At 40.5% G+C, this 24,675-nt stretch carries 20 protein-coding genes; all 20 read right to left on the bottom strand.

What is annotated here, in order from left to right; genetic code table 11:
* Position 1: 1 nt before the first annotated feature.
* Positions 2 to 1,231 carry an ABC transporter permease gene (locus N8A89_RS11190; protein ID WP_281542348.1) on the bottom strand — a complete coding sequence of 410 codons (1,230 nt, stop codon included), beginning with the start codon at positions 1,229 to 1,231 and terminating at the stop codon, positions 2 to 4.
* Positions 1,221 to 1,925 carry an ABC transporter ATP-binding protein gene (locus N8A89_RS11185; RefSeq protein ID WP_281542347.1) on the bottom strand — a complete coding sequence of 235 codons (705 nt, stop codon included), beginning with the start codon at positions 1,923 to 1,925 and terminating at the stop codon, positions 1,221 to 1,223. Before N8A89_RS11185 ends, N8A89_RS11190 begins: the two co-directional genes overlap by 11 nt.
* Before the next feature lie 103 nt (positions 1,926 to 2,028).
* Positions 2,029 to 3,144, bottom strand: coding sequence for an efflux RND transporter periplasmic adaptor subunit (locus N8A89_RS11180; protein WP_289644321.1), 1,116 nt, complete (start codon positions 3,142 to 3,144; stop codon positions 2,029 to 2,031).
* Between the two features lie 40 nt (positions 3,145 to 3,184).
* Positions 3,185 to 4,444 carry an ABC transporter permease gene (locus N8A89_RS11175; RefSeq protein ID WP_281542346.1) on the bottom strand — a complete coding sequence of 420 codons (1,260 nt, stop codon included), beginning with the start codon at positions 4,442 to 4,444 and terminating at the stop codon, positions 3,185 to 3,187.
* 34 nt (positions 4,445 to 4,478) lie between these two features.
* Positions 4,479 to 5,726 (bottom strand): ABC transporter permease, encoded by a 1,248-nt coding sequence (locus N8A89_RS11170; protein ID WP_289644320.1) that lies wholly within the window; start codon positions 5,724 to 5,726, stop codon positions 4,479 to 4,481.
* 114 nt (positions 5,727 to 5,840) lie between these two features.
* Entirely contained in the window at positions 5,841 to 6,059 is a 219-nt protein-coding gene (locus tag N8A89_RS11165) for a hypothetical protein (protein ID WP_281542345.1), read from the bottom strand.
* 2 nt (positions 6,060 to 6,061) lie between these two features.
* Positions 6,062 to 6,595, bottom strand: a complete 534-nt coding sequence (locus N8A89_RS11160) for a DUF420 domain-containing protein (protein ID WP_281542344.1) — start codon at positions 6,593 to 6,595, stop codon at positions 6,062 to 6,064.
* 1 nt (position 6,596) lies between these two features.
* The gene (locus tag N8A89_RS11155; RefSeq protein ID WP_281542343.1) at positions 6,597 to 7,322 is read right to left on the bottom strand and encodes an SCO family protein; all 726 of its coding nucleotides are present in this window, start codon (positions 7,320 to 7,322) and stop codon (positions 6,597 to 6,599) included.
* A 2-nt stretch (positions 7,323 to 7,324) separates the two neighbouring features.
* Positions 7,325 to 7,957 (bottom strand): hypothetical protein, encoded by a 633-nt coding sequence (locus tag N8A89_RS11150; protein ID WP_281542342.1) that lies wholly within the window; start codon positions 7,955 to 7,957, stop codon positions 7,325 to 7,327.
* A gap of 133 nt (positions 7,958 to 8,090) precedes the next feature.
* Positions 8,091 to 8,474 carry a cytochrome C oxidase subunit IV family protein gene (locus N8A89_RS11145; RefSeq protein WP_281542341.1) on the bottom strand — a complete coding sequence of 128 codons (384 nt, stop codon included), beginning with the start codon at positions 8,472 to 8,474 and terminating at the stop codon, positions 8,091 to 8,093.
* A 48-nt stretch (positions 8,475 to 8,522) separates the two neighbouring features.
* Positions 8,523 to 9,497: a cytochrome c oxidase subunit 3 gene (locus N8A89_RS11140; RefSeq protein ID WP_281542340.1), complete on the bottom strand. Its 975-nt coding sequence runs from the start codon at positions 9,495 to 9,497 to the stop codon at positions 8,523 to 8,525.
* 96 nt (positions 9,498 to 9,593) lie between these two features.
* On the bottom strand, positions 9,594 to 10,175 hold the full coding sequence (locus N8A89_RS11135) for a cytochrome c oxidase subunit 3 (RefSeq protein WP_281542339.1): 582 nt from the start codon (positions 10,173 to 10,175) through the stop codon (positions 9,594 to 9,596).
* Between the two features lies 1 nt (position 10,176).
* Positions 10,177 to 11,079, bottom strand: a complete 903-nt coding sequence (cyoE, locus tag N8A89_RS11130; RefSeq protein ID WP_281543379.1) for a heme o synthase — start codon at positions 11,077 to 11,079, stop codon at positions 10,177 to 10,179.
* 324 nt (positions 11,080 to 11,403) lie between these two features.
* Positions 11,404 to 12,108, bottom strand: coding sequence for an energy transducer TonB (locus tag N8A89_RS11125; RefSeq protein ID WP_281542338.1), 705 nt, complete (start codon positions 12,106 to 12,108; stop codon positions 11,404 to 11,406).
* A 62-nt stretch (positions 12,109 to 12,170) separates the two neighbouring features.
* Positions 12,171 to 12,563: a VanZ family protein gene (locus N8A89_RS11120; protein WP_281542337.1), complete on the bottom strand. Its 393-nt coding sequence runs from the start codon at positions 12,561 to 12,563 to the stop codon at positions 12,171 to 12,173.
* Positions 12,556 to 12,936: a glycine cleavage system protein GcvH gene (gene gcvH / locus N8A89_RS11115; RefSeq protein ID WP_281542336.1), complete on the bottom strand. Its 381-nt coding sequence runs from the start codon at positions 12,934 to 12,936 to the stop codon at positions 12,556 to 12,558. The genes N8A89_RS11120 and gcvH overlap by 8 nt, the downstream gene beginning before the upstream one ends.
* Before the next feature lie 108 nt (positions 12,937 to 13,044).
* Complete coding sequence (gene sov / locus N8A89_RS11110) at positions 13,045 to 20,199, bottom strand: T9SS outer membrane translocon Sov/SprA (RefSeq protein WP_289644318.1); 7,155 nt, start codon at positions 20,197 to 20,199, stop codon at positions 13,045 to 13,047.
* Between the two features lie 5 nt (positions 20,200 to 20,204).
* Positions 20,205 to 20,786, bottom strand: coding sequence for a Holliday junction branch migration protein RuvA (gene ruvA, locus N8A89_RS11105; protein WP_281542335.1), 582 nt, complete (start codon positions 20,784 to 20,786; stop codon positions 20,205 to 20,207).
* A gap of 139 nt (positions 20,787 to 20,925) precedes the next feature.
* Complete coding sequence (locus N8A89_RS11100; protein ID WP_281542334.1) at positions 20,926 to 23,220, bottom strand: NADP-dependent malic enzyme; 2,295 nt, start codon at positions 23,218 to 23,220, stop codon at positions 20,926 to 20,928.
* Between the two features lie 122 nt (positions 23,221 to 23,342).
* Positions 23,343 to 24,653 (bottom strand): MFS transporter, encoded by a 1,311-nt coding sequence (locus N8A89_RS11095; RefSeq protein WP_281542333.1) that lies wholly within the window; start codon positions 24,651 to 24,653, stop codon positions 23,343 to 23,345.
* Positions 24,654 to 24,675: the final 22 nt, after the last annotated feature.

The raw sequence follows: 24,675 nt of genomic DNA, 5'->3' as shown, positions 1-24,675 counted from the left end.
ATCATTCGTCTCTTAGTGCAACAATAGGTTTTATTCTGGCAGCTCTCCTGGCCGGTATGTATCCAGCTATGGCACCAAAAACTATAAGTATGACCGTAGCGAAAACTGCCAGACCAAGATTTATGTAAGGATCCGTAATGAAAAAATCTTCCAATTTTTTTCCTAGGGAGCCAATAATGGCAATACCTACAATCATTCCAAAAATTCCTGAGATTGTAGTTATAAAAACCGATTCTAAGAGTATTGAACCAATAACGGATTTTGGAGTTGCACCCAAAGCTTTCCGTATTCCCAATTCTTTAGTTCGTTCCTTGACCACGAATACCATGATATTACTAATACCGATGATTCCTGCCAAGATAGTCCCGAACGCAATGAATCCACCAATATAGGCCAGCACCCCGGCAAATTGCTGATTCTGTTTTAACTGATCGGCAACATTTCTTATGTAAATCCCGTTCTGATCATCTGGGCTAATAAATTTTTTCTCCCTCAAAAAACGGTCCAAACTTTTGTCAAAAGCCATCGCTCCCGCATACCCAATTTCAGGATTAAACCCTACCACAATCTGATTTACCTTATCCGTATTCTTTTCTATAAGCTGTCTTGTCGTATACGGTATGTATATGCGTCTTTCTTCGTCATCCCCAGCCTCATCCTGAAAAACGCCTATGACCTTAAAAACACTACCTGTAATATCTATATAGGCTCCGATGGCATCCTCTTGACCGAACAGATCGCGTTCCACGAGCCTGCCTATTACCGCGTATTTGGTTTTATTTTTAATGTCTTCTTTGTTGAGATAACGACCTTTCATCATAATCGTTTTCTCCGCAAATTGGTAAGACTCGCTTACGGCCCTAGTAGTATAATTGTTGGACTCATTCTTATACTTGACCAAACCGCTCCTATCTATTCTCGGTGAGACGTAATCAGTCAATAGGGTAAAGTTTTTCTCAATATCCTCCAAATCGCTATTGTCGAATTCTATTTGACGGCCGGACTTATACCCCTTGTACGGAATTGAGGTTCTACCCGGAAACAGGAAGAATGTATTGCTACTATCATCACTAAAAAATTTATTGAAAGTGTTCTGAAGACCATTGGTAAGACCTACGAGAGATACGAATATGAGAATACCCAAAGCAACGGTAAATCCCGATAAGAACGTACGCAATTTGTTCTTTTGAATAGTCTCGAAAATCTCTTTCCAATTATCTCTACTGAACATATTTCTCCGCCCTTACCTGTTTAATTGTTTTGTCCTCCAAAATAATACCATCCTTAAGATGCACAATACGTTTGCACATATTCGCAATGTCCTCCTCGTGGGTTACGATCAAAATCGTATTGCCTTGGTCGTTAATTTTTTGTATGAGGTCCATTACTTCATAGGAAGTCGTACTATCCAATGCTCCAGTAGGTTCATCCGCTAGTAGTACTTTTGGTTCAGCAGCCATGGCCCTTGCAATGGCAACTCTTTGTTTTTGTCCACCTGAAAGCTCACTGGGTAAGTGGCCTGCCCATTCCCTTAAGCCTACCTGCTCCAGATATTTAAGTGATTTTTCTTCCCTTTGTTTTCTAGGCATACGTTGATAGTACAACGGTAGCGCCACATTTTCCATCGCTGTCTTATAGTTGATTAAGTTGAAGGACTGGAATACGAACCCTAAAAACTTATTTCGGTAATTGGCCGCCTTAGTCTCGTTAAGATTCTTGATAGGAACACCATCCAGCGTGTAAGAGCCTTCGTCCAATTCATCCAACATTCCCAAGATATTCAACAGTGTTGATTTTCCAGAACCTGAGGATCCCATTATGGCCACTAGTTCGCCTTCCTCAACAGTAAAATTTATTCCTTTTAAGACGTGCAGTGAATTACTGCCCATTTTATATGATTTATGAAGATCTTTAATTTCTATCATGTTGGTTTTTTATTGTGTCGTAAGCTCTGCAACATACTTTCCGCTGATAGGACAGTCAAATGACTAAAATGTTACAAGGTTTTACTAATTTTTTTATGATTTACTAGTTCTGTGCAAACTCGTCTGGCTTCACTGCATTCCAGACCTTTATTTTGTCCCCTTCGGAAATACCGGATTTTACTTCAACGTTGATACCATCGCTTATTCCTAGTTCAATATCCCGACGTTCAAATTGTTGGTCCCCGTTTTCCACCTCAACAAAAGGTTTTTTAGTCTTTCCATCAAACTGAACCAAGGCCTCCTTAAGTGCTAGAACACTATCCGCTCGCCCTAAGATGATTGAAGCATTCGCACTTAATCCCGCACGAATAAAAACTGAATCCTGCTTTTTAAGCGTACCTTTTATTTCAAATTGTATTGAACCATTTTCAGCGTTTCCTTTTGGTGCAATGTAATCCAGCACCGCATCAAAAACGGCATTCTCAATAGCACCAACAGTAATTTCTAAGGGAAGGTTTTCTTTGATTTTTCCTACTTCCGACTCATCAACCTTTCCTTCAAATATCATTTTTTCCACATCTGCGATGGTGGCAATAGTGGTGCCTTCATTAAAGGTATTGCTCTCAATAACTTGATTACCTACTTCTACGGGAACCTCTAGTACCATTCCGCTTACCGTGGCCCGGATTTGTGTGTTTGCCTCATTTCCATAACCTTTGGTCGTCCCGGTTTTCACAATGTCATATCTTTTATTAGAGGCGCCATAGGCTTGTTTTGCCTGATCATAAGCAACCTGGGCCCGTTCTAAATCCACTTTAGAAACTACACCTTTAGAAAAGAGGTTTTTCTGGCGTTCCAAATTACGCAACTGGTCATCCAATCCAATCTTTGCTTCGTCAATTGCATTTCTAGCATCATTTAACGCATTCAAATTGGGTACAACCTTTATGCGACAAATCAAATCACCAGACTTTACATAATCCCCTCCTTCAACATAAATCTCTTCTATGACCCCTGATATATTGGGTTTTATCAAAACCTCTTCCAATGGTAAGATACTACCCGTTGCTACCGTCTTCTTTACGATGGTCTCGGTCGTGGGAGTTTCGGTCTCATATACAACAGGGTCTTCTGCGTTTTTTTGGTACAAATAGTACATTGCCCCACCGAAGGATACTACGATGAATAGCAAAATAAAAATGGTTACTTTTTTCTTCATTTTCTAGTGTGATTGATTGATATTTTTTAAATCTGTTTTTTTATTCTGTTCTCAACGCCTCTATGGGCCTTACTTTTATTGCACTATTGGCCGGTATAAATCCTGCAAACAATCCTGAAACTATCAAAATTATCAAGGCGATTGTCACCACTCCAAGATTTACACTCGGGTTAACGAACATCATTACCGGGCCACTGACATCCAATAAGTAATTGATACCATAGATGACCAATGCTCCGAATGCAATTCCGCTCATGCCCGAAATGATGGTCAAGAATATGGACTCCATTAAAATCTGTTTTTTGATAGACCAAGGCCCTTCGCCCAAGGCACGCCTGATACCAATTTCCTTTGTACGCTCCTTTACGACAATCAGCATAATATTACTAACCCCGATGATACCAGAAAGTAGCACACATATCCCGACGAAATAAGCTATCAATTTCAAGGCTCCAAAAAGACTAACCACTCTTTGAAATTGCTCATTTAAGTCAAAATGACCTATGGCCCTTGTATCATCAGGATGTATCCTATGATTTTCTCTTACGATATTAAAAATCTGGTCCTTTATATTAGTAATTGGCACCTCATCCACCGCAGTAATCGCCATCCATCCAACATTGTCACCACGATTAAAGGCCTGAGAAAAAGAGGTAAAAGGAATATATATTTCCTTTTGAGCATTTTCACTATCCCCGTCAACATTGGTTTTCTTGTAGGTGCCGACCACCATAAAATTCACATCATTGATTTTGATGTAGGTACCAAGGCATTGCTCTTCTTGATCGTACAAACTGGACTTGACGTCAATACCTATGACGGCCACCTTACGTTTTTCGTTGATATCCCCGTAGTTTAAGAAACGTCCGGAGGTAATGTCCATAGGTTCTTGCTTAATTATCTCTGGGTAATCCCCATACACACTAAAAGCTCCCGTATTCAAGCCTCGTACCACATTGTTGGTCCCTCTGAAATTTCCCAGTTGATTTCTAGGTGAAACGTAGCGAAGTCCATCAACGTTTTCTAGAATATCAACGACATCACCTGTTTTATACGTGAATTCCCGATCTTTAGGCAATCCTTTGTATGCCTTTGAGGCAGTTCTCGTCCACATGAACATGGTATTGGTGGCAATATCCCCAAAATCCGCTCTAATACCATTTTCAAGTCCTTTGCCCGCCGCCAAAAGAATAATCAAAATAAAAATTCCCCAAAAAACCCCAAATGCCGTGAGCAAGGTCCTGAACCAATTTGTGGTCAGCACTTGCAATATTTCGTTCCAGCGATCCTTATTGAACATTTAATTTTAGACTAAACTGTTAGTATTCTTAAAATCATTCTTCTTTTAGTGCCTCAATAGGTTTTATTCTTGCGGCACGCCACGCAGGAAAAAAACCGGCCAACGTGCCTGCAAAAATTAACAGCAATACTGTTGTGAGCGCAACATTAAAATCAATGGAAGGATTAACCACGTAATCCACCTCCACATTCGGACCAATTATTTCCAGTAGACCCATACTAAATATCAGCCCACCAAAACCCGATACAGCGGTTACAAAAATTGCCTCATGCAAAATCATACCTATTATTGACCAAGGTTTGGCACCCAGGGCCTTTCTAATACCGATTTCTCTGGTTCTTTCTTTGACAATGATGAGCATAATGTTACTTACCCCTACAATACCGGCAATAATTGTACAGACACCAACAAACCAAAAGAAAAACTTGATACCTCCTATAAGGTTCATGAACCGTTGTACATTTTCCAGTGTGTTGAAGGTATTAATGGCGCTCATATCGTCTGGCGCCACGGTATGTGCTTGTTTTAAATACGTTTTTATCTCGTCCGTAAATTTAATGGACTCCTCAAGGGTTTGTTCAAAAGTTGGAGCTGGTTTTAGGGTGAAAAACATCATGTTTAGGCTATCACCACCATTAAAAACTCGTTGTCCCGTACTTAAGGGAATGTAAACGCGGTCTTCCTCCCGCTCACCTCCTTTATCACCGTAGACACCAATAATTTTAAAGCTTAAATCTGCTATTTTCAGTTCGCGACCAACAGGATCTTCTTCACCCTGAAGTAACTCCCTATGGATTTTATTGCTGATTACGGCAACCTTGGATACGGATTGATGATCCTTGTAGTTTAGGAACCGTCCTTTTGTGATGAATTCATTTTCTATTTGTTGGTATTCTGGCGAAATGCCCTGAACAGAATACGCACCTGATTCTTTCTTGTAATTAATGCTTGCATTAAAAACCCTGAAATTCGGGGATTTATACTCAAGTTCATCCGCGTATTTATCTTCAATGTATGTATAGTTCCCATTTCGCAAACGAATAGGCCGACCAGGGTTCAGACCTTTGTACTCCTTAGTAGTGACCTGGGTCCATACACCAATACGGTTGCTGGCATCTTCTTCAAATTCTTGAGCAATACCATTTTGCATCCCTTGTCCAAAACCCAATAAAATTACGAGGATGAAAATACCGGAAGCTACCGAAATGCCAGTAAGAACCGTCCGAAGTCTGTTCTTACGGATAGTATCGAAAATCTCCTGCCATCTTTCGATGTCGAACATGTGATTGATTTTGATTGATGAATGCAAAACAGCTATTGCACGGTAATAAGACTAAACAGTCCTAACAATGTTACATATTTAGAATAAAAAAAGTGTTAAAGTTTTAAAATTGTGTTAAGACCGCATTTTTCGGTACACGAAATAAAATACACCTGCTACCAATACATAGGGAATGGCCATAAGATAGACGATGCCATTATTTATACCCTCTGCTGCTCTACCGGACTCTTCACTTTCCAGTACGGCCCTACACATGGCACATTGGGCCTCTGCAGTTTCTGGAAACACGACCAGTGCAATTAGCATTAAGAAAAACACTAGTTTTCTAATCATCTTTAATAAACGTAATAGGGTGATATCATAATGTAAACAATAACCCCAGTGACTGCCACATACAACCATACCGGAAAAGTGTACCGAGCTAGCTTCCTATGACCTATAAAATCATTTAAATATGCCTTCGCATACGTACGTAAAACCAAAGGGATAAGTGCGATGGACAATACGATATGCGTTATCAATATGAAAAAATAGATATACCTTAACCACCCTTCCCCACCGTACGAGGTAGAATCCGATGTCATATGATAGGCGATGTACATTAGTAAAAAGAGTAATGATAAGGCAATATTCGTCGTCATCAAATTTTGATGCAAAGTCTGCTTCCCGTTCTTGATCGCCCATACGGCAACCAGCAAAAGCAAAGCCGTAATACCATTTATGGTCGCGTAAATTGGAGGTAAGAAGGAAAGCGGCGCCACATCCGGAATTTTCACTCCAAAAAGAAGGGCTACCACGATAGGAATTACCACGGATACTATTCCTATAATTTTATTGAATCTTTTCTCTTTTGAAACGGTGGTTTCCATGCTACTCCTCTAACAATTTTTTAATGTCCTCCCTTAAAATACTTATTTCCTGTTCCTCTCCTTGACTATTTTCGCCCATCTCCTCCGATATCGCTCCGCGATAATAAACTATGGGATTACCAAAATTGTCCAATCTAGATCGTAAATACCCCTTTTTGTCAACCAGGGCAAACAGTCCAGAATGTTCAAACCCTCCAGGGGCGTCCGGCGTTTCCGCTGCAAAGATATTAAAGCCGCTATTGGCAAGGTCATATATGGTGTCTCTATCCCCAGTCATTAAGTGCCAATCTGTATTGTTAATTCCATATTTCTCCGCGTACGCCTTAAGTACTTTTGGCGTGTCGTATTGTGGAGTGATGGAAAAAGAGGCTATCCCAAAATCATCCTCATCTTGAAAATGATTCTGTAAGCTTACTAAGTTCTTTGTCATAACAGGGCAGATGCTAGGGCAGGACGTGAAAAAGAATTCCACCACATAAACCTTTCCTAGATAATCTTTGTCATTAATTAATAAGCTATCCTGATTTAAGAGTTCAAAAGTGGGTACTTTTCTCTTTTTACCGTTTAAAGTGATGTAGCTTAATTCCTTGGTAGTAGTGGCAACATTCATTCTATCATTCTCCACCACAGTACCGGATTTCATGCGATCCACTATTCGTGGTATAACGATTATCCCGAAAATAAGAATAATCAAGGAAACCCAAATGTAGGTGTATTTTTTGTTCATTATTATTTATTTCGGTTAGCGTTATTTTTCTTCAAAGCTAATCGGTATTCTGCCAAGATTATTTTTACGTCATCTACCATCTTATTGTTCAAATCGGCTACTGAATTGGTATTAAAGCCAAACTTAGTACCCTCATCTTCATCCTCCGTGCGCCCGCGTAAGTTTCTTTCCTTATCTATTATAAAAACATAAGGCGTGCCTAGATTCTCATCCAACCGGATATCGGTCTTTAAGCTATTAAACAATTTTTGAATCAGTTCAGGTTCCTCAAAAACAAATTTCCATTTTTCAATATCCACTAGATTGGAAAGTTCCCGCTTTAAATTTTCCACCTCGTCCTCGGTTCCGATTGGCATTACCATTATAAACTGGAAGTCATTAAACTCGTAGAACCGTTTGTATATTTTTTGATTCAAGTTAAAGGCATTACCTTTTTTTAACTCTACTTCATTTCCTAAAAACCCAAGAACGGTAATCTTGTCCGCAAACCTGATATTCTCACCATTAAAGCGTGCCTCTGAAATATTTTCTGTGAGTATGGGAAGTTTACCGAAATTATTGACCCCAGAAGCAAAGAAAAGATAGACAACAATGGGGAGGACGAACAATACTACGAGAACAAAAGTCTTCTTCATGTACAACTAATAAAATGGTTCACTTTTTCAAAAAGAATTAATACTTATTCTTCCATTTAAAAAGCTTGAACCTTTACCTGCAAAAATAAAAAAGACGGTCTTTAAACCGTCTTTCTATTCTGTTAATTATATCTTAGAAATTCCAACTTACAAAGCCATCCTTATAGATATTATAAATGTAATCTGCCTCTACCAACAGTATAAATACCAAATAAATTACTAAGAATATCGGCGTCCAAACTATTGCTCTTCTTAACGAACTTTTCTCGTCCCTTAGGTGCATAAAATCCCAAGCAATGTAATAGGCTTTAACCAGCGTCAGGATAATAAATATCCAGTTCAGTAATTTCATGCCTAAGAAGGATGTTCCAATTAAAGAATCGGGCTTCAATATACCCAAAACTACCTCTACCGCCGTTACCAAAGTAAGGAAAGCAAGAACACCCCAAATTTTTTGGGTGTTGGACTTAAATTTCCACAGCCCTCTAAAAATCTCTAATTTATGCTCGTGTGCCATATGTTTGTAAATAGCTTCCAGTCATAACCGGAATTAATTTTTTAAAAATTATACCAAATAGAAAAATGTAAATACAAAGACCCATACCAAATCTACAAAGTGCCAATAGAGCCCAACTTTTTCTACCATCTCATAGTGTCCTCTCCTTTCGTATGTACCTATTACGACGTTGAAGAAAATTATGAGGTTAATAACGACTCCAGAGAAAACGTGGAATCCGTGGAAACCTGTAATAAAGAAAAAGAAATCGGCAAAGAGGCGACTACCGTACTCATTCTGAATGAGGTTAGCACCTTCAACCACCTGGGTAGCATCATTTAATTTAGCTAGGGATTCTTCTCTGGTAAGCAAGGTTTTTTCACCCTCCTCATTAATCGTTTCTGTACGAATAAGGATATTGGAGTTGGCCTTGAAGCCCGTTATAACTTCATTAAGGGAATAGGTTGGCAAAGACTTTTCTTCATAATACCAAACCCCGTTCCTTTTCTCATGTTCTACTCTCTCATCTGGAATGGTTCTTGCAAAATCAGCCAAAGCAGCACGCTCACCGGTGTCCGCATTCACAAATTGTAATATCCTACCTCCTCGTGTTTCTACCGCACCATAGTCACCTTTAATGAAGGTTGCCCATTCCCAAGCTTGAGATCCAACGAAGATAGCACCCCCGATGACAGTAGCGAACATGTACCATATGACGGCATTCTTTTTCATTCTATGTCCCGCGTCTACCGCTAATACCATAGTTACAGAGGACATAATCAAAATGAAAGTCATGAATGCCACATAAATCATGGGATAGTTCCCGTGGAAAAAAGGAACGTGCGTAAAAACCTCATCCGCAATTGGCCAAGTCTCAATAAATTTAAATCTGGAGAAACCATAGGAAGCTAAAAAACCGGAGAAGGTCAAGGCATCCGAAACCAGGAAAAACCACATCATTAACTTACCGTAGCTTGCCCCTAAGGGTTTATTTCCGCCACCCCAAACGTTCTCTTCTGTTCCAGCTGATACCGTAGAATCCATATTTTAATTTATCACTTTAATAAAACTTTAGCAAATTTACATTTTTTTCAACTATATAAAAGCTGATTTAGCTGTAAAACAAATTTTTTGAAAATATTATTTTACGAACGTCATAAATAAGATTAAGTACACCCATAAAAAGTCCAAAAAATGCCAAAAAGTTTCTCCCAAGGACAATCCAAGATATTCCTTTTCTGAATATCGACCTTTATACTGATTATACAGCACTACGAGAAGCGAAATTATTCCTGCAACTACATGCACTATATGCACCATAGCAATCAAAAATACATAGGACATTTTTATACTGCTCGTTGGTCCCGTAAAATAATAACCTTGAGCCACCATCTCCGAAAATCCAATAAACTGGAAGTAGATGAATATTATTCCTAAACCAAGGGTAACCAGAAGCCATGTAGTTCCGGAACTATTGTTTCCTTTTACAACAGCTCTTTTGGCCATTATATAGGAGAAACTACTCAATATTATGATTATAGTGCTGATGAAAAATGCCTGAGGAAGCTCTAAATCGCTTGCCCAATCCTCCCTAGAACTACTGACGATGTACGCGCTGGTCCACCCAGCAAAACCCATCAAAAGACTGATGATACCAAACCATAGCATCATTTTTTTAGCCCTATCATTCTTCTCCTTAGCCGTCCCTCGTGTTAAATCCATCCTATCTTAAAAATTTATCTATAACGTAAATAATTTGAATGAGTGTTATATAGCTCACGCTGGTAAGCATTAATTTCCTTGCGGTTGCATTATCCCTTTTAGAGTAAAGCCTAAGCGCAAAAAACAGCATGACAGCACCCATCATAAAAATTAATACGGCCGATACTATGGATAATTGTAACCGACCCGTAATTCCGAATACCGGAATAATAGAAATGACCATCATCCAAATGGTATACATGATTATTTGAAGCGCTGTACCCGAATCTTTTTTGCCTGTGGGTAACATTTTAAATCCTCCCTTTTTATAATCATCGTCCAACATCCAACCCAACGCCCAAAAGTGTGGAAATTGCCAAAAAAATTGAATCATGAACAACGTGCCTGGTTCAATTCCAAAATCATTGGTCGCAGCAACCCAGCCTAACATAAAAGGGATGGCCCCAGGAAAAGCACCAACGAATACAGCAAGAGGGGTCTTTGTTTTTAAAGGAGTATAAACGCTCGTATAAAGAAAGATAGAGATGGCCCCGAACATGGCCGTTTTGGGGTTTAGCAAGTATAATGAAACGACCCCTAAAACCGTTAAAACCACTGCAATTGCCATAGCTTTGCTTACAGACATTCTTCCGGCAGGAATGGGTCTGTTACGGGTACGTTGCATTAATGCGTCCAAATCTTTTTCTATAATCTGATTGTAGGCGTTACTGGCCCCAACCATGCAGTAACCACCAAAAGCTAATAGCAATACGGGGGCCAGTTCTAGTTCGTAAGCGCCAAGAAGGTAACCCGCAATTGAGGAGAAAACTACACTAATAGCCAGTCTAGCCTTTGTAATTTCCTTAAAATCGGCAAAAACCAATCCAAGTGAACCGTTTTTTGCCTCCCCTACAGCAGTCTTCATCATTATCTCAAAATAGTCCACAAAGATAACCTCCAAGCGATATTTCTGCAACCAAATACAGCTATTTCTGCTTTATTTGAAAAGAAGTCTTCTAATTCTACGAACCCTCAGATTACGATGGTAAAATCTAAATGATGCTTTTTTTCGTCATTGTATATTTCATATCGTTTTTGTCCCTGTATGCTTAGGAAAATAATGCCATAAATTAGGTCCCAAAAAAAGAGCCACTTTTTAAGAGAGTTTGCAATAGTTTAGACCTAGCGCCCTAAAACAAAAAATCCCGGATAATTTATCCGGGATTTTTTACATGTATAAATATGTATTTTATTGAAGCTTGAAGGTAATAGGAATACTAAAAGGTACTCGTACTGCTCGTCCTCTTTGCTTACCTGGTGTCATTCTAGGAAGCTTGCCGATAATTCTTGCGGCTTCTGCCTCAAGATTCTTATCCGGTCCTCTCATTCTAACATTACCGATACTACCGTCCTTTTGAATTACGAACATCACATTTACCCTACCTTGAACGCCCATCTCTTGGGCAATTTCAGGATAGCGGAAGTTTTTACCAATATGCTTCTGCATCATTGAGTTAAAACATGCCCTTTTATCACTTTCGTTCTCACAACCAGGGAAAACAGGGACGTTTTCAATAACTGCAAAAGGAACATCAACGTCCTCTTCCATTTCATCAACAACTACGTCGTCTACCTCAACGATTTCTTCTTCTTGACTGGTCTCCGTTGACTCGATAACCGTTTCCTCAACTTCTTCCTCATCCTCAACAACCTCTATAATTTCCGGAGCTGCTGGAGGTGGTGGAGGTGGTGGAGTCTTAATTTGCTCCGTCATTGGAACTTCCTCATCCAACAAATCGTCAACATTCATAGAAATGTCATAGTCGTTGGTTTTATCATACGTTTTCCACTCAAATGCCACATAGGTAAAAAGCATAACGGCGAACAAACCAATAACAAAGTATAAACTACTGTTTCTGGTCAAGTCTGCTTTTGGATTCTTTTTCGGTTCCATATCTAATCAATTTAGTAATTGCTAATTTAACTAATAAAATACTAAAAAAGCAATTAATATTTTCATTTTAACGACCATTTTCGAGAAAACAAAATTCTAGCGACCCACATTCCCAGCAAAGCCCCAACGGTATTTGCGAGGGCATCTAAAATATCACCCTGTCGATTAATGGTCCAAGTATACTGTAATACTTCAATAATTATGCCATATATAACGGCAAAGAGAAGCACGCAAACCATCACTTTTGAAAACTTTATCGATGTTTTTAAGTACTCCCTTACAGCTAGAACACCTAAGATTACCATGATAAAATAGAAGATAAAATGAACGAACTTATCAAAATGTGGAATCTTAGTTAGTGAAGAACCACTTGTTTCAAAAGTAGACAAGCTGGCAAATGTTACGAACACCAGCCAGCCTGCAAAAAGAATTCGGTATAATACTTTGCTAAGCACCTACTAATTCTTTGTAATCTGCATCACTTAATAAATCACTTATCTCATCTTTATTGCTAAACTTAATTTTTACCATCCACCCTTCGCCATAGGGGTCAGAATTAACCTTTTCCGGTTCATCTTCCAAGGCTTCATTAAACTCTACTAGTTCACCTGAAAGTGGAAGAAACAAATCAGAAACGGTCTTTACCGCTTCTACTGTTCCAAAGACAGCTTCTCTATCCAGCGTCTCATCCAAAGTATCCACTTCAACATAAACAATATCACCCAATTCCCCCTGGGCAAAGTCCGTAATCCCCACTGTGGCGATATCACCTTCTATCCGAACCCACTCATGGTCCTTTGTGTATTTTAAATCCGATGGTATGTTCATTGTAAAATTTTTGTTATCGAACAAAAGTAAAGGATTCCGAGAAGGTATTCAAAAATATATTCAAGGCTATTTTACGCCTTAATTTTACGAGAAAAACGATGTTATAGGCTAGTTACCAAAATTATATCGCAAGGTAAATCCTGCGTTGACCGTGGTCTGTGGAAACGCGGTGGAGACCGCAAACTGCGAGAAGGAGTGATCATAGAAAAACAAAGCATTAAGTTGCTTGCTGAGCGCATAATCCGCCGTAAATTTTATGGACAATAGATTTTGACCTGATGTGATTTGATTGTTATCAATATCCAAATTCCTGATAATGGTGATGTTGTCCCTAAGCGTGGCATCTGCTTTTAGGTTCAAATCTCCCTTAAGGCGTGTTTTGTTTCCCCCTATATTGGTCACCATTTTAACGTCCTTAATTCGATATCCTAAGCCAACCGTATATTCCTTACCGTTAATTTCGGTCATTAAATTATTGTCAAAACTCAAGGAGAGGGCCCTATCCGTTCGTACTTCCGCCAAGACACTGATGGAGTTTTGCATTTCAAAGTCTACCCGCATCAACGGATTAAACTGGTCTGTAAGCACCACATTGTTCAGGATTAAATCTGGTAGCAAATCGCCAGTTTCTAAATCGATGCTTCCATTTTCCTTTTCCAGGTTCGTTTGGAAAGAATTAATACTGTAGGCCGCCCTGTATCCATGGCTTAATGAAAATCGCTTGAATTTTTTCTTGAACCACTTGTTTTTCATCAGTCCCGTGTACTTTATGTTCCAGTTGGGAATAGGGATTTGCCTGAATATGTCCAAGTTCACGCGGTCAACATCCTGTCCGGTGTAGGCCGCAAAAAATGCGGGAAGCAGCACTTCCTGTTGCGTTTTTCCGTATCGCTGCGGGAATCCGTCTTCATCCAAGGTCCCAGTGGCTTCACCTCTATCGGATACCAGTCTATTGGCAATGGTAATTCGGTTATCCTTGAATTCCTGAAAAGTATCGGAATCGAACTCATCGCTCTTGCCAAATGCCGTACCTATCATCATGGTTGAAATGCTAAAGCTTCCAAAATTATTTCCTAGCTGTGCGTCATAAAAAGGTTCATCCCCAGAAACATCGACATTAAAATTTTCTTGATAGCTATTGGAATACTGTCTGTCCGTTACCAAATCTATCGTTATATCTTTTGTAGGTTGTGCCGTTGCCGTTAGGTTCAACTGTTTGTTCGTGCGTTTAATAAACTGTTCGTTGAAATCCTGAAACCCGGTCAACCACCCGTTCCTGGCCGCCTCAAAGCGAACATCTGCCTGACTACCAAAAACAAAACCTATTGACGGTCTTGCCGTACCTATAAATCCTACCGACTGCGTATAGCCTGGTAGTACCGTACCATTACTTTCATTATAATTGATGTTCAAGCGCTTTACCATCGTTACAATATCCACAACCGTATTAAAAAGGCCGCTGGTCTTCTTTTCAATTTTTTCCTGCTCGCCAGCCGCAACACCCGCTTTGTCCCTTCTAATAGGCCCTGCTGGAGCTTTTGATACGGACTCTCGTTTCTTTAATCCAATTCGATCATAGAACTTTTGAAGGGTTAAGGACGAGGTTAAAGTGTGGGTATTGGCATTTTGGATGGTATTGATATCGCTACCGACTACTTCTCTCAAGGCATCACCGCCTCGTTGCCAATCAAAATTACTAGTATAGGAATATTGTGCATTGATGAAATCAAGGGCCGGTATTTTGGCAAAAGGAACATCATAATTCAACTGCATTTGCTGTGAATGTCTGTTCGGCTCCCCAATATCAAAGAAACCATCCCAAAGGCCCAATCTCTGGTCTATGGGTGAATTAGGGTCTTCATTATCCTCAAAATAATTACGGACAATGTTGTTATTGGAAGCCGTCAAATTTAATCGAAGTGATTTAGTCAAATTGTAGTTAACCGCATATTGCCAATTGAATAGGTAATTACGCTGCTGCAGTTCCGGCAGTTCCAGACGCTCCACACCTTCTTCCCGAACATCCCTAAAACGTTGCGCATTGAATTGTCTATTGATGTTAGAGTTAACCGATACACTCGTCGGCAACAAATTTAAATTCAATTCTTTGAGCCACTGCCAATATTTACCGGTGAAAAGGGAATCGCTCTTTTTAAAAGGCGCCACTTCTACTGGGTCGAAACTATGATTGTACACAAACCCTGTGTTTACATTTTGATCACGCAACTCGGCGATCTCGAAATCCCGATGATCTGTTTCGTTATAGGAATAATTGAACGTAAAGTTTTCGATGTCATAGAAATTTTCATCAGCTTCATCTCCCCTGTTTTTACGCACTCCTATGAGATTGATGCTAGTTCGCTTCGTATAATCTTCCGCCTGTTCCAGTATCTCTTCCGCAGCCTCTTGATTAGGTGCTGCATCAATGAGGTCATCCAATTTCAAATCATCGTAAACCGGGTCAAACTCCGGGGTAATGATCTGTTCGGATATCCCATAATTAAAAGGAAGTTGAATTCCCCATTTTGGAGGTAATAACTGCCCCACATTCACATTGGTTACCACATCGTAGGAGGTAGCATCTTCCCGTGCTCTTTCATTAGGCATCTGGTCTATGGAGCCAAAGCCTGAAGTACTGGTACTTCCCGTGGCCGTTACATTGGCGAAATCGGCGATATTGGCATCGATTGCTGCTACCGCTGCCCAGCCCCCATTATTATCCAGTCCGGCCAATCGTAACTCATTGAACCAAACCTCGCCTCGTGCCGGTAAGTTATCTTGGTTCTTGATACCGACCATAATACTTCGTATACTCCCCAATGATGGGTTACCCTTAATTCCTATCCTTAGTCTGCCTGGTGTCCTTGGTGCAAATTCATCCACCGGGAAAACTTCGCCGTTCTCCACCTCAAAGAAACGCACTTCGCTCAAATCGCCACCTTGAATCCATAACGATTTCACTTTGTTCAAATCACTTAAGGCCAAATCAATTTCATTTACCTCCGGCCATATTTCGATTTCGGAAACAGCATTGAAAGGGGTGAACTGCAATGGAAGCTCCACTTGATAGTAGTTCTGTGAGAAATCCGTTCCCATACGCAAGAAACCAACTAGGGGCGTAGAACTATCGGCATAATCGCTATCTACGATTTTCTCGGCATGCATGAACATTTTTATTTTTTCATATTGACGTATATCAATATTCAAGTTCTTAAAAACCCCACGCGAATCCTGTGCCTCAAGACCTTCTACCAGTAACGAGAGTGACTGCTCATTTTGGCGTATTATCGTATTGTTATTGTTCAATTGTTCCCGTACAACACCTGGTGGCAGAACATAGGGAATTGGAAACCTACCGTTGTTTTCTTCAATATTTACGGTATTCACATCTAAAGTGGTACCATCATCGGAAGGGTCATTATCAATATCCGGATCTTGAAGTGTTTTGGTATACGTTCTCCAATCCCCGCGCACCAAATCCAAGGTTGCAAAACGAAGTACCGTAGGGCTTGAAAATCCTGTCATATACATCCGCATGAAACTGATGGACCTGAAATCGGTGATTCCTCCAACAGCATCGCTAAAATCGCTCAATGGAATTTTATACTGTATCCACCTACGGTTCAATTGATCGCCATTTGGAAGTGTTGGGGTAATACCCTCCTTGATATCGGTGACATATTGGTCATTGATGGTCGTGTTCGGCTTAATCTGAATACGATACTCGTAATAACTGTTCACCGTATTCATGGTTAAATCTCTATCAATATCCTCAACATCCGGGAGTGTCGTGGACCCCCTGTTTGTATTGGTTACTTGTACCGGTGAGTTACCATCCGGATTATTAAAATCCAAATAACGCTCTAAAATCCCACCTTCTCTGTTCAGATAATATTGATAGTTGTCCAAGGCCGGATCCGGTCCAGGGTTGCTGTCATAAATTGCTTGTTCCGCGGCATCGTTCAATCCATCAAAACCAATATCCTGCAAAGCCCTATTGGCCTCGCTGGCATCAAAGGCATATACCAAAGATTGCGTGGCCGGAACCTCTCCCCATGAGGTAGGTGCAACAAAGTCATTACTATCCACTCCAGGCAGTCCATTTTCATATTGCTTTTTGCCGTCCTTCAAGACATCCTCGGAAATATTTCCCAAGTTCAAAACGAGTTCTCCAACACTGGTGGCTTCACCATCCACATAGGGATCCATTACCCAAAACTGTACGAACTCCACATTCGCCTGTTCAAAATTGGTACTGCTCAACGACCTCATTATCCCAGCCCATTTCTCGGTCGGAGGCGCACTAACAAAATCCGGGTTGTTGTTGTATGGACCTTTCTGAGTCGGGTAATAAGCGACGTCCAATGTTCCCTGGACCGTTGTTTGGCCTTGGGCAATATCCACTTGTGGAAAGACCTCATCAATAAAGACCCTTCGTGTAGGGTTTGTAGAAATATCGTTGTCACTTATACCCCCTGGTCTTTGATTGGTATAAAAGATAGGGTCAATAGTATACCAGGCCATTTTTGCCCTTCCAAAACCGTTTTCTAGATTGGCCGGATCCTCGGGCGAACTTCCCGACAATTGTCCGCCAGGTGCAAACTCCAAGGGTGTACTGGCCAAAGTCCATCCTAAAGAGGCCCTAATGTCTATCAGCGCCTGTGCCCCTTCAAAATCATCAAGATAGGTCGTAGTCTCTCCCTGAAAGTCGGCATTTTTGGGCGAATTAGGTTGTAACCAGGCTACTTCAGCACGGACCGAAATATTGGAAGGTACATCGGTATCTATATTCGGTAGTTTGTTGACCATCCTGGTGAGCCACGGAACTTCTGTTGAAAAATTTCCATTAAGGCCAAAAATAGTATTGTTCACAGGCTCCACCCCAAAATTAGATTTTTGGGTCAATGGTCTTTCGTTCAAATTGAGTAACGTACCTCCAAGTACAAAATTCTTGTTGAATTGATGTTCCACATTTACGCCTGTAAATCGTCTGGTCTGTTGACCAAAAACTGCGTTGTTCTCTACGGAAATATTAATGGGCGTATTGGAAGCCTCCAGACTTGGATCCAAAATCTGGACCGTTCCCGCCTGATAGTTCACTGTATAATCAATACCTTCCTGCAATTGTCTTCCTCCTGCGGTTACCCTAACCGAACCTCTGGGCACATTAAAAGCACCTATTGGAATACCATTACTCCCTTCGGCTTTATACCTACCTTTCAAAAGAAATTTATTTTTCTCGGGATCTTGTAATGCAGCTGCTTTGGTAAGCTCGTACATATCCCTAAAAACATATTGTTCCTGATTTTCATTATAGGCAGATTCGTTACTATAGTCGCCCCCACCAAGTTGGTTAAACAGGTACTCCCCAAAAGGTTCTACCGTTGTAAAAACGATTCTCCCACCTTGGGTATCCACAGTTATTCCTGGCAGAAAATCAAAAAAACCGTCCCCGCCCGGCTGCAAATCGTTATACACGTTTAGTCTATCCAAATTAAAAACATCCAATAAAATACGTTCCTGCAGAGGTTTATTGCCGTTTACGGGCTGCGGAAAATCAACAATTGGGGTAATGTAGTTACGTGGCGTAGGGTCGGAATAAAGGATGTTCAGTTTAAAATCGTCCTCGCTCAGACGGAAGGCCCCGGTCGCATAGATGTTCTTCATCATCAAATTCCAAATAGGATCTCCTATATTGGTGATGTTACTTTTTAAAAGCTTCAACACCAAAGTATTGTTTTCAATAATTGGATTGGCACCTGCAGACACCGTAGTGGCATCTAGACCACCATTGGCAAACTCCCCAACCTGAAAGACTTCACCTTGAAATGTGTATTGAAATGCCACACCCAGAACCTCATCGTTGCTCAGGCGCTGGTTCAAGGATAAGTAGCCCAATTGGGAGTTAAAATCATAATCGCGTCCCTGCTCCAATTTTCTTGCGTTCTCCAGGATAGCATAATCAAAACCTTGATTAGGGGTGTAATTGTTTATAAACCTAGCAGGGTTAAAACCATTCTCAACTGTAGCAATATCCCTTATATTATCCGTAAGAGCGCCTCCATTTCCGATAAGAGCTGGATCAAAGTCATTGGCGTTATTTCGTGGCCTTGAGTCTGTTGGATTATTAAAGAAACCAGCGGCGTGACCATTATTTTGCCCAATCCTAGTTTGGTCTTCATTCGGCTCTCCTAAATCCTGAAGCGCCACTACATTTCTAACGTTTAAGGTCTGTTGGCTCCTATTGGTTACCCATACTTCCAATCGTGTTATCTGAATCTGGCTTTGAATGTAAGGGTAGGTAGATAATGCCCTGTCATAGTTGTCCCTAAAATATTGGGCCAAGAAGAAATGCTTGTCCTCATCATAATCTAGGGCGGTAATTGAAAACTCGTTCAGGGTACCTCCACCTTGGGCAACCACCGTATTATTTTGGGAACGTTGCTCTGAAAAAACTGCAGTAACGGTAGTCTTTCCGAATTGTAATTGCGTCTTTACCCCAAATAAACTTTGCGCTCCTTGAATTAAGGAACTGTTCAATGGCATGTTTACATTTCCAATTTCAATCTTCCGAATAATGTCGTCCTCCGTTGGCGTATAATCCAGTTTTACTATATTCTGAAAATCAAAAGTTGCTTCGGTATCGTAGTTAGCGGTTACTTGAAGCCGCTCCCCTATTTTACCCAGCATACTTAGACTGATGCGTTGGTCAAAATCGAATGATAAATTTGTTCTGTTCCTAGGAGATAAGGAGGGGTTATCGTTTTTCTGCCAGATTATCCCCAAATCCATCGCCACAGAACCTTGTGGAATTACTTCTATGGTATTGCCTCCAAAAACGGATTGAAAGAAATTATTATTGACATAAAAGTTGGGCAACAAATTCTTACGGGCCTCCTCGCTTCCTTCTTTCTTTCCTGAGTAGGCATCGGATTTTTCCTTGAAATAGGATTTGATTCCTTCTTTCCGAATAAGATCAAAATACTGGTCGGGGGTTAGGATAATCGGATATCCAATATCAAAATCCCCTATTTGCTCATTGTAGATATAGCGGTCCAGCTTGGGGTCATAAATATACTTGGAAACAATGCTATCCGGATTTTCTAGGACTATACGCCCAAGGTCAAATCCTGTTTTAACGGAGTCTATCTCCTGCGTATCCGTTTCTTGGGCTATGGAAGTCTCCGTAACTGCAAAAAATAATACGAATAGGAAAAGGTACTTAAAAGCTATTTTAAGAAATTTAGTTGCCCCTTGTTTCAAACTTATTACAAATTTTTGAGCGCAAGTTTTATGATGTTCTCTACGCTTAGGGAGGAATCTTGGGAAATGACTTTATCCACTACCTTCTCGGCCTGTCTTCTAGCAAATCCTAGAACCTCTAATGCAGATAACGCTTCATCCTTATTTGTATTGTTCGGAGTTGGGGAAACTTCGTCTATGTCGTAGACTTTTAAAACCTTGTCCTTAAGATCCAAAATTACCCGCTGAGCCGTTTTGGCCCCAATACCTTTTATGGACTGTATGGAGGGCACATCTCCATTGGCAATGGCGTCCCTAATTTGGGCGGGAGACATAGATGACAACATGGTTCTTGCCGTGCTGGAACCTATTCCTGAAACGGATAATAACAAACGGAAAATTTCTCTTTCCGATTTTTCGGCGAATCCAAAAAGGGTATGGGAATCTTCCTTTATTTGTAGATGGGTAAATAGACTTATTGATTCTCCATCCGAAATCTTAGAAAAAGTGTGTAATGAGATATTCACGAAATAGCCTACACCTCCACATTCAATAATGACATGGGTAGGGTTTTTTTCTACTAATTTTCCTTTAAGATGGTGGATCATGGATTAAAATTTCAAATTCAAGTGTCAAGCTCAATCTCAAACAAGGTTCAAGTTGACGGATTATTATTGTTTAGCGATTAAAACTAAAAAACTGCCAACTGCAGACTGCCACTATCTACTACCAACCGTCCACAGTAAACTATTTACCAGACTTCGCCTTCTTACGCTTCTCCCGTTCTTGGGCATCGATAACCGCAACTGCCGTCATATTTACAATTTCATCCACACTCGCACCTAATTGCATGATATGGACAGATTTACGCAGCCCAACCATAATAGGTCCAATAGAATCCGACTTGTTTAATTCCTTCAAAAGTTTATACGTGATATTGGCAGATTCCAAATTGGGAAAAATGAGTGTATTCACTTTCCTTCCTGCCAATTTTGAAAATGGAAATTTACTTTCGTGTAACGCCTTGTTTAGCGCAAAATCCGTCTGTATTTCTCCATCTACGACTAATTCGGGATTATTTTCATGTAAAATACTAACTGCTTTCCTAACCTTAATAGCATGAGGATGATTAGAAGACCCAAAGTTTGCGTAGCTTAAAAGTGCCATCACAGGGTCGAAGCCAAAAGTACTTGCCACGTTAGCTGTCATTTTTGCAATCTCCGCAATTTCTTCGGCATTAGGGTCTATATTAATCGAAGTATCGGCTAGAAACAAAGGACCTCTATCCGTAATCATGATGTTCACAGTGGCCACTTTTTTTACACCAGTTGCTCTTCCAATAACTTCAAAAATAGGTTTTACCACCGTAGGATAAGCCCTCGAATACCCTGATATCATTCCATCCGCATCTCCTTCCAATACCATCATGGCACCGAAATAGTTGCGTTCCTTCATTTTTATTTTAGCACTGTATAAAGTGGCACCACTTCGTTTTCTGCTTTCCCAGAATTTAGTGGCATATCTAATGTGACGCTCTTCAAATTCATCGGAAAGTGGATCAACTATCGGGACTTCGGCATCGAATTCAAGCTCCTTTTTAAGCTCCAATATAACTTCCTTGCGTCCCAAAAGAATAGGTTCCGCTATACCTTCTTCATGTACGATTTGAGCAGCTTTTAAAACATCCAGTTGATCGGCCTCTGCAAAGACAATTCTTTTGGTATTGGATTTTGCCCTGTTGTGCAGTAATCGCACTACTTTGTTGTCGTTGCCCGAACGCTGCAACAACTCCTCTTCGTATCTACCCCAATCCTCTATGGGGGCCTTTGCAACCCCGCTATCCATGGCAGCTTTTGCAACTGCAGGAGGAATACGTGAAATTAATCGCTGGTCAAAAGGTTTCGGAATAATATAATCCCTTCCGAAGGTAAATCTAGTTTCACCGTAAACAATATTCACCTGTTCCGGCACCGTTTCTTTGGTTAATTCTGCCAAGGCCTTAACAGCGGCCATTTTCATTGGTTCGTTAATGGCTGTAGCCCTTACGTCCAAGGCACCCCTAAAAATAAAGGGAAAGCCCAGTACATTATTGACCTGATTAGGATGGTCTGATCGGCCAGTGGCCATAATAATATCTTTTCGGGTGGCAACTGCCACATCATAATTTATTTCTGGATTTGGATTGGCCATGGCAAAGACGATAGGATTGCTAGCCATGGAATTCAGCATTTCCGGGGTAACGATGTCCGCTATGGAAAGACCCACGAATACATCAGCATCTACCATAGCCTCCTCTAGGGTGTCAATTTTTCTATCCGTGGCAAATTCCAATTTGGATGCGGAAAGGTTTTCCGCATCTTTTCGGATGACACCTTTACTGTCTAACATAACAATGTTTTCGGCTCTAGCTCCAAAAGCCTTATAAAGTTTAGTACAAGAAACTGCGGCAGCTCCGGCTCCGCTAATCACAATCCTTACTTTATCAATTTTCTTTTTGGCAAGTTCTAATGCGTTAAGCAGTGCAGCAGCAGAAATGATAGCGGTCCCGTGTTGATCATCATGCATAACGGGAATATCCAATTCCTCTTTTAATCTTCTTTCAATTTCAAAAGCTTCGGGTGCCTTAATATCTTCAAGATTGATGCCTCCAAAAGTTGGGGCTATCATCTTTACCGTTTCAATAAACTTATCTACATCTTCCGTATCCACTTCAATATCCATTCCGTCTATATCCGCGAAAATCTTAAATAGCAAACTCTTGCCTTCCATGACAGGCTTAGAAGCTTCCGGACCAATATTACCCAATCCTAAAACCGCCGTACCATTAGAAATGACGGCGACCAAATTACCCTTAGAGGTATACTTGTAAACATTTTCTTTGTTCTTGGCTATTTCGAGACAAGGTTCTGCCACACCTGGGGAATAGGCCAAAGCCAAGTCTCGCTGGGTAGAGTATGGTTTTGTCGGGACAATTTTTATCTTTCCAGGCTGAGGCTTTGCATGGTAGATTAATGCCTCTCGTCGTTGCTTCTTTTTACTCATGGAGTCGGGTTTTAGAAAACAAATTTAGGGGTATTCTTTTTAAGTACGAAGGCCGAATTTCATATAAACCAACTAATAATTGCGTTTAACTATTCTTACTAAAGGGCATTGGAAAACTCATACTATAAATCCCTTGCTTTGGAAACGTTGAGACGCATGGCAAGTATAGCGGAAATAATAAAAAATCCGCCTGCAAAAAGTATTGCATTTACCGCATTCCCACCTAATAAGTATTTATAAATTGGGCCAAAAGTCAAGGTTTCTATCCCCATAGGAATTACAATCATCATATTTAAAATTCCCATATAAACACCCCTTCTCTCCTGAGGCACTACTTTTGAAACCATAGTGTAAGGGATACCCATCATTGCGGCCCAACCAACCCCGAATAACACCATGGGTGCAAGTACCAACAAAGAATCATTGATAAAAGGAATCGCAAACAGCGCCAAACCCGTTCCCACAAGACTAAATGCGTAGACTTTTTTACCGCCATATTTCAGCGTAAGCGGTACTAGGGCCAATGCGACGACCATAGTGACTATATTATATGTGAGGCTCATTTGTGCCGATTGTGAGGCAGCTTCAGAAATCCCATATCCCATCGTTTTCATAAACAATGGGGTAATGTATTGCCAATAAACAAAAAGGGCGTACCACTGAAAAAGATATACAGCACTTAGTTTCCACATAAACGTGGGCATATCCTTTATGGCATTTGCTATCTCCTTAAATGGTTTAGCCATACGCTCACCAATAGGTTGACTCTTATTGTGATTAATTTCTTCCAATTCCTCTGGAGAAGGTGGAATTTCAGGAGTTTTCAAAACCGACCATAAAACCGTAGTGATAGAGAGTACACCGCCCACATAAAAGGAATAGTACATCCATGTTGGCACAACTCCAATTCCTTCTACTGTTTCTGCACCAAATAATTTTTGAAAGAGCACTATAGAACCCATAGCCAATAGAATCCCTGCTCCAACGAACAAACTTTGCATTTGATAACCGAGACTCAACTGCTTTTCGGGCAACTTATCCCCAACGAAGGCGCGATAAGGTTCCATAGCCATGTTATTACCCACGTCCAAAATCCATAGGAGACCTACTGCGAACCAAAGCGCGGGACTTGTCGGGAAAATAAATAAACATAAGCTCCCGATTAAAGCACCAATCAAGAAATAGGGCTTACGCCTGCCCCATTTGGGCGACCAAGTTTTATCCGACATTGCTCCAATAATAGGCTGAACGACCAGCCCAGTGACAGGACCAGCGATATTCAAAATTGGCAACATTTCCTCCGTAGCTCCTAAATAAAGAAATAGTGGATTTATAGCAGTTTGTTGCAATCCAAAACTGTATTGGATTCCCAGAAATCCAACATTCATATTAAATATCTGCCAAAAGCTTAACTGTGGTTTGCCAATTTTCATATGTATCCTGGTTTGGTTAAAT

Origin of the sequence: Maribacter aestuarii (genome assembly GCF_027474845.2) — a bacterium.
GTDB lineage: Bacteria > Bacteroidota > Bacteroidia > Flavobacteriales > Flavobacteriaceae > Maribacter > Maribacter aestuarii.
The sequence above is the reverse complement of the archived record's forward strand: the minus strand, read 5'-3'. Positions and strand labels throughout refer to the sequence as shown.